Source organism: Kistimonas scapharcae (assembly GCF_039540975.1).
Lineage (GTDB): Bacteria > Pseudomonadota > Gammaproteobacteria > Pseudomonadales > Endozoicomonadaceae > Kistimonas > Kistimonas scapharcae.
On sequence record NZ_BAABFL010000341.1, the window covers coordinates 1 to 6,977 of the forward strand.

Below are 6,977 nucleotides of genomic sequence, written 5' to 3' on the forward strand. Positions count from 1 at the left end.
TGAAAGCATGAGCGGTAGCAACATACTGCGGATTTTCAGGCTTGGTTCAAGGCTTTCAATGAAACGTCAACAGCCCCTAGTAACCACCAGGTTTATTTTGCCTGATGTTTACCCGATTCTGTGACCAACACGTCCTACTTATTGTACATACAGGAAACGTGAACAGGGCTATTAATGGCTCTTCGATACTTCCCGCCAGTACGTTCTCGTTGTATATAGACGCATTTTTTGGCGTGTTGATACTCGGAAACCAGTCGTAAACGCTATGGAATATTTTGCACAATTTGGCTATTTCGGCCTTTTTGTTGCGGCCTTTCTTGCCGCAACGATTTTACCCCTTGGTTCGGAGCTGGTGCTGGGTGCGTTGTTGTTAAGCAGCCTGTCGCCTGTCGCTCTGGTTGCAGTGGCTACGGTAGGTAATGTGCTGGGATCGTTGACCAACTATGCGCTGGGTTACTGGGCCAGCAAGGGTGTGATCCAGAAATGTCTGAAAATGTCAGACGAGGAGTTCCTGCGGGCGGAGGAGCGTTTCACCAAATACGGTATTGCCTCGTTGTTGTTTGCCTGGGTGCCGGTGATTGGTGATCCACTGACCGTGATGGCTGGGATTCTGCGAATTCACCTGCGTTGGTTTGTCTTGCTGGTTACAGTGGGTAAGTTATTGCGGTATATCGCTATTGCTTTTATGGCATTGCAGGTGGGTTGAGTGGTCGCTCAGGCGTGCCAATGATGTCTGTTGTGAGTTTGTCATTTGTCATGCCAACGCTGATCGTCTGGTAAGTGTCATATTCCTCAATATTGAGGCTTAATCAACGATTGTCAGAGGCTGTATTGCCTTTACGCACACCTCTTAATACCAGTTGTTGCCGGTAGAAAAGATATGCCGATAATTCTCCCCCTTCCAAGATTTTCTGAAGCCGTATGAGAATGAATAGTCGTTTTCCCTTTTTGACTGTTTGCACACTCGCAGTGTTGTTGGTGAGTGGCACCACTGTGTGGGCGGCCTCCAGCGATTCCGTTGAACAGGTCATTAACCGTGTGGAGAAAACACTACATGCCCATGTAGGCGTATCAGTGTATGACACGGCCACACAAAAGCACTGGAGTTACAATGGCGACGAGCGTGTCCCGTTGATGAGCACTTTCAAAACACTCGCCTGCGCTAAACTGCTGAATGATGTGGCTAAAGGCAGGGTTACACTGCATCATCCGGTTACTGTTGAGAAAGCATCGTTGGTGTCATGGTCTCCGGTGCTGGAAAAATACAGTGGGCAGACCATCACACTTGAGCAGGCCTGCGTCGCCACCCTGCAGATGAGTGACAATAGCGCGGCCAATATCATCCTGAAGCAGATCGGTGGACCAGAGGCGCTGACACAGTATCTCCGTGATCTCGGCGACACCACAACCCGGCTGGATCGTTACGAAACAGAACTTAACGAGGCGCGTCCGGGGGATCCTCGTGATACCACGACCCCAAACGCTATCACAGCCACGCTCAATGCCTTGCTGTTTGGTAAGGCGCTATCATCCGAGGCGCAAAAGCAACTCACGCAGTGGATGAAGGATAACCAGGTAGCCGATAGCCTGCTGCGCTCTGTGTTGCCGGCCGGCTGGCAAATTGCTGATCGATCTGGTGCGGGTGGTTATGGCTCTCGGGGAATTACTGCTGTTGTCTGGGCTGAGAATCATGCCCCGTTTATTGTGAGCATTTATATCACGCAAACAAATGCATCATTTGAACAACGTAATGAGGCAATTGTTAATATTGGAGAAGGGATTTTTGATCAATACAGACTGTCGTCTGATGGTGATTCCATGGCGGTAAACCGTTAAATAATAATCAATAGTGCAGGAATGGTTATGAAAACCATAGGGCTTCTCGGTGGGATGAGTTGGGAATCCATCGCCAGTTATTATCGCGTCATCAATGAGGGGGTCCGGCAGGCGTTAGGAGGGCTGCATTCGGCAAAGTTGTGCCTTTACAGCGTCGATTTTGATGCCATCGAAACCCTCCAGCAGCAGGGGCGATGGGATGACGCTGGCGTTATTCTTGCCCGCGCAGCCCAATCAGTGGAAGCGGGTGGGGCGGACTTCCTGCTTTTGTGCACTAATACCATGCACAAGGTTGCCCCGGCCATTGAAGCGGCCATCTCCATTCCATTGCTGCATATTGCTGATGCCACCGCTGAGCAACTGGTTAATGACAGTGTTAGTAAAGTCGGGCTGTTCGGCACACAGTTCACCATGGCGCAGGATTTTTACAAAGGTAGACTCATAAACCGATACGGTATAGATGTGCTGGTGCCGCATGATCAGGAACAGGCCAGTGCACACAACATCATATATTCCGAGCTTTGCCTGGGGCGGGTAACTGATGAATCCCGGCAGCAATACCTTGCGATGATTGATAGGCTGGCAGAGAGGGGCGCTGAAGCCATTATCCTTGGGTGTACGGAGATTGGTTTGTTGGTGCAATCTCAGCATACTTCTGTGCCTCTGTATGACACCACTGCTATACATGCCGCGCGTGCGGTGAGTCTGGCGGTTGCAATGTAGCTTGCCTGATCCACAAGGTGGCATGTTTGCGCATTCTCAGCTATATCGGATCCGATAGTCAGTAATCTGATGAACTTGCTTGTTCTTTTTTCGTCTTACGGATATATCCTCATGCGCTGCCTCCTGTGGAAAGGGCGGCGTTTAAGATGGCCAAACAGCATGCAATGTGAGCACTATTTTCATGCTTGTTCTCCCGTCAGATTTGGCACAGCTGAAGTGTGTGTCTTTCAGAAGAGGCTTCCGGGAATGATGAAAGGAAGCAGTCGATTCGTAAGTCTGGGCAGAGACTACGCATTGAGGGTTTTCGGGATTTCCCTATATTGCATCGGCAAGGCGGGTGACGTAGTATGCATTCCGCAGCTGACGAGGGCTACGCCCTGTTTTGTTGTTGTCGGAGCGTAGCGCAGCCTGGTAGCGCACCACAATGGGGTTGTGGGGGTCGGAGGTTCGAATCCTCTCGCTCCGACCAGTTTCAAAAAAGCGGACAATATCAATTGTCCGCTTTTTTTTGGCCGTTTCTTAGCCTTCCGCTTCCATACATTTCCCTTCCGTTTGCGATCATTCCCTAAATCATATTGCCTGACGCTGAGGGTTCCGCCTCATGAGTGGAGGATGTGAGCGGTTGGATGTTGTGCTCATCAACAGAACAGGCTTTTCCCATTCGGTCTTGGTAATCCGCATGTTTGTAGTGCTGTTTTACTTCTCGCCAGTCGCAGAGTTCCTGTTTTGAGCAGGGCGGGAAGGGGAAAGGTTCCACTTTCTCATTCATCAGCATCCTGACCTTGAGTCCTTCACGGCACTCATAGAGTTGCCAGTAGAGATTGGCGGCCATCGGTAATTGACGGGACGTATTCCAACTTAGGTAGCGTTCTTCTTCCATGCCGCGGGTTTTGATGATGCCAATACTCTGCAGGAGGGGGGATAGGGTTGAGTCGTGAGCAAAGCGGAAGTGAGCCCGGACATCAGATTCATCCCGCGCAGCCGCGTCTGTAGTATCTAGGAAATGTCGAAGGATAGGCATGCCCATGCTGGACTGGATATCCTCCATGACGATGGCCGGCCCCATGTTGTAATAGTAAATATGGTTAGCCACATCGCCAAGCCACTGCACCAGTCCCAGCCAGCTATCGTCCGACGTCCAGTCAGTGAAGGTGTTGCAGATACCGAAGGACCGGTCCAGAGGGTTTTCGATGCGACACAGCTGAAAGAGGTTAATGGCCAGGCGAATGACTTTTGCGTCTGACAGGCCGGGGATCAGGTGATCAGCGAATCGGGTGGCGACTTCCGGGTGCGAATGGCTGAGATTGGCGATGTAGTCGGCAGTCGCTGATTTCGCCAGGGGCTTGAGTACACGATCCAGGCGTGGGCAATGGAAAAACGGGGTGAGTAGTTCAGCCATTTTTTTTGCAGGCATCACCGGACGCACTATCACGTGCATGTTGTCACCCAGTTCCCGGCTCAGCCCTTCCTGAAACATTCTCAGGCTGTGTTGTGTCCTGTCCGTTTGGCTGGTGCCCGTCGCGATGCTGAGTTGCTGGCTATTGCGAGTCTCAGGCCGGAGCATTCTTGCAGCCCTCTGCCCCAGGGCCTGCTCTTCATTGATCCCTTTCTCGGTCAGTTGGGCGATTAGTGTGGGGTTGTTGCGTAACCAGTCAGCCATACGATGAATATCAACACGTAACTGGCTGCCAGCCTTGGTCAGTGGCCGGGCTCCGACCAGTCCTTCATATTCATTGACCAGCGCCAGAACATCATCCAGTTCAATAGGGTAACGGGAGCCATGTCGACCCAGGTGGTTGATGTGTAACAGTTGGCAACCAGCAGGTTCGGTGGGTATGGCGCGGGGGCTTGGATAGGTTCTATGGGTGCCCAGGTAAGGCTGGAGCCGGGTATTGCGCTGTAAATTTTCGCTGTTTTTCTGCGTTGGCTTCTCAGCCATGCTCCAGGGGGATATAAACGGCAAGCAGTACAGACAGACGAGTATGAGCGAGCAATGCTTTGCTGACACGGAATGCCTCCTTATTGATAGAGCAAGGCAGCTTAGACCAAATGCACTGGTTAGCTAGGCATGAAGTGTAGTTCTTTACATTGAAGCGAAGAGGTGGCTGTCTGGCAGTGTAACGCCGCGATAGAGAGATATCGCGGCCAGGCATCAGGCTGTTGTTCGTTCGCCAAGGTAGTAATCACGCAGGTAGCAGGCCACGCCGTGCTCGTGATTTGAAAGGGTTGTATCGAGGCTAGGAAGTCTGCTCTTCAGCAAGGGGTCGGCGTTTTGCATGCATACACCGCGCCCGACCAGGGAAAGCATCTCCAGGTCATTGAGACCATCGCCAAATGCCATAATGTCTCCGGGTTTGGCGTGCAGTCGCGGCAGCAGCTCCGCCAGTGCCTGCCCTTTGTTGACGCCGGCGGCCATAATTTCCAGACATTCAGGTGATGACCAGGTAATACTGACCTGCTCACCCAGCGACTCTCTGATGATGGCTTCCAGGGGGAGCAGGGCGTTACGGTTTCTGGCGTTGAAGAATACCTTGCAGACACCCTGGTGAGGCATGTCTGCTGCCGCGCTAACCAGGTAGGTAAAACCGGAATCCCTGTGGTATTCAGCCAGCTCGGGGAAGGCTCGGGTGACAAACCAGCGGTCTTCCTGGTTGACACTCATCAGGGTGTCATCTGCAAATTGCTCGGATAGTGTGTAGAGCGCGGTCAGCAGATCCGGTGTCAGATCGTGACTGACTAACACCTCATCCTCCGGACTGTGAACACGGGCGCCATTGGAACTGATCAGGTATATGGGGATATTGAGTTGGTCCCGAAAATAGCGGGCATCGCCCCAGGGGCGACCGGTTGCCATGATAAAGCGGATGCCACCGCTCAGTTGTCGGAAAATGGCGCTGGAGCTCTCGGAAATGGCGTGCTCCTGGTTAAGCAGAGTGCCGTCCAGGTCGGTGACAACAATACGGTACATCGAAATTCCTTGGTCAGGCTGAGGGAGCCAGTGTCGTTTTTATGGGTGGCGTATGAATTGGATGTTGTTGTTGGCCAGGTGAAAGCCCGATTGTATGCGGCGAATCCAAAGGATTGTTATGACATGGGGCAAGGTTTTGTAATGGCTGCGGATGGGTACCTGTTGGGGTTTGAGACGATGCTGTTTTTCGTGCGTCGGGAGCATACTGGTTATCCGGTCTGTCTATGACTGAAGGGTTACCGCTATACTCCTGCCTTTTTCAGCCTTACCCTGACGTTGTGGAGAGAGCCTTTGCTCAGTTACCGTCACAGTTTTCATGCCGGCAACCATGCCGATGTACTCAAGCATGCCACCCAGGCACTGATCCTTGAAAAGCTCAAAGCCAAGGACAAGCCCTTTGTCTATGTTGACAGCCACAGTGGTGCAGGCCTATACCGGCTGGATAGCGAGGAAGCCCGCAAAACAGCGGAATATGAAACGGGTATTGGGCGGTTGTTTGCGGCGTTGAGCGATTATCCTGAACTCTCATCCTACGATGCCGTGATCAGGCAACTGAACCCGAAAGGGGCGTTGCAGTACTACCCGGGATCCCCTGCCATTGCCGGCGCCATGTTGCGTGAGCAGGATAAGCTGGTGCTGATGGAGTTGCATAACCGCGAGATTGATGTGCTGCGGAAAAACATGGGTCGTGACCGGCGAGTCACTATTTATCACCGTGACGGTTTCGAGAGGTTGTCTGCGATTCTGCCGTTGCCGGTGCGTCGTGGTTTGGTGTTGATTGATCCTTCCTATGAAATCAAGGAGGACTATCAGCACACACTGAATGCCGTGGTTTCGGCCTGGAAAAAATGGCCAGTGGGTATTTTTGCGATCTGGTATCCCATTCTTTCACGCCAACGCGACCGGAGTCGCTGGTTGCTGCAACAGCTGTCTCGAATGCCATTTGCCAATCTTCTGGTGGCGGAGCTGGCGGTTTCAGAACAGGCAGAAGATTATGGCATGCACGGTTCCGGCATGGTGATTGTGAATGCTCCCTGGCAATTGGATGAGCAGTTGTCGGCATTGCTTCCTCGCCTGAAGGATTGCTTGGCGCCGAACGGGCAGGGGCAGTGCCGGGTGGAATGGCTTATCGAGCCAAAGTAACAGACGGCTTCTTGATCCGATTTCTTGTTCTTCTGATGGATTGTCAGGAGGCTTGAATCAGGAAGTGAATTTGGTCGGTGAATGTGTTGTCTTAATCTTGTACCTGACCACCATGAGTGGTGGTCAGGTTGTTTAATATCCGGCGAACAATCTTTATTTGGGCAGCTTGCCGTCAACCCCTTCAACATACCAGTTCATGGAGAGAATATCCGGATCGGTCAGCGTGCCTTAAATCCCGCTTAACCTTGGGAATGTGAGCAAGCTGGCCGTACTTTTGGCAACAGAGTACAGTTTTTGCACAAAACGC

At 52.1% G+C, this 6,977-nt stretch carries 7 protein-coding genes and 1 tRNA gene; 6 read left to right on the forward strand and 2 right to left on the reverse strand.

Annotated elements, in window-relative coordinates; translation table 11 throughout:
• Positions 1–265 precede the first annotated feature (265 nt).
• From ABD892_RS12220 to ABD892_RS12235, 4 genes are all read left to right on the forward strand, one after another.
• Positions 266–706, forward strand: coding sequence for a YqaA family protein (locus ABD892_RS12220; protein ID WP_345196000.1), 441 nt, complete (start codon positions 266–268; stop codon positions 704–706).
• Between the two features lie 221 nt (positions 707–927).
• Positions 928–1,836: a class A beta-lactamase gene (bla, locus tag ABD892_RS12225; RefSeq protein ID WP_345196008.1), complete on the forward strand. Its 909-nt coding sequence runs from the start codon at positions 928–930 to the stop codon at positions 1,834–1,836.
• Between the two features lie 27 nt (positions 1,837–1,863).
• A complete protein-coding gene (locus ABD892_RS12230) occupies positions 1,864–2,559 on the forward strand; it encodes an aspartate/glutamate racemase family protein (protein WP_345196002.1) in 696 nt (231 codons plus the stop codon).
• Positions 2,560–2,951: 392 nt separating this feature from the next.
• Positions 2,952–3,028 (forward strand) — tRNA-Pro (locus tag ABD892_RS12235).
• A 96-nt stretch (positions 3,029–3,124) separates the two neighbouring features.
• On the opposite strand, the gene ABD892_RS12240 is transcribed toward ABD892_RS12235, so the two are convergent.
• Together ABD892_RS12240 and ABD892_RS12245 are read right to left on the reverse strand one after the other, a co-directional pair.
• Complete coding sequence (locus tag ABD892_RS12240) at positions 3,125–4,567, reverse strand: histidine phosphatase family protein (RefSeq protein ID WP_345196003.1); 1,443 nt, start codon at positions 4,565–4,567, stop codon at positions 3,125–3,127.
• Between the two features lie 144 nt (positions 4,568–4,711).
• Complete coding sequence (locus tag ABD892_RS12245; RefSeq protein ID WP_345196005.1) at positions 4,712–5,527, reverse strand: Cof-type HAD-IIB family hydrolase; 816 nt, start codon at positions 5,525–5,527, stop codon at positions 4,712–4,714.
• A 30-nt stretch (positions 5,528–5,557) separates the two neighbouring features.
• Between ABD892_RS12245 and ABD892_RS12250 the strand changes: the two genes are divergently transcribed.
• On the forward strand, positions 5,558–5,755 hold the full coding sequence (locus tag ABD892_RS12250) for a hypothetical protein (protein ID WP_345196006.1): 198 nt from the start codon (positions 5,558–5,560) through the stop codon (positions 5,753–5,755).
• A 63-nt stretch (positions 5,756–5,818) separates the two neighbouring features.
• On the forward strand, positions 5,819–6,670 hold the full coding sequence (locus ABD892_RS12255; RefSeq protein WP_345196007.1) for a 23S rRNA (adenine(2030)-N(6))-methyltransferase RlmJ: 852 nt from the start codon (positions 5,819–5,821) through the stop codon (positions 6,668–6,670).
• Positions 6,671–6,977 lie beyond the last annotated feature (307 nt).

Coding starts and splice junctions, on each gene's coding strand:
- ABD892_RS12220 (WP_345196000.1), top strand. CDS start 266: ATGGAATATTTTGCACAATTTGGCTATTTCGGCCTTTTTGTTGCGGCC.
- bla (WP_345196008.1), top strand. CDS start 928: ATGAATAGTCGTTTTCCCTTTTTGACTGTTTGCACACTCGCAGTGTTG.
- ABD892_RS12230 (WP_345196002.1), top strand. CDS start 1,864: ATGAAAACCATAGGGCTTCTCGGTGGGATGAGTTGGGAATCCATCGCC.
- ABD892_RS12245 (WP_345196005.1), bottom strand. CDS start 5,527: ATGTACCGTATTGTTGTCACCGACCTGGACGGCACTCTGCTTAACCAG.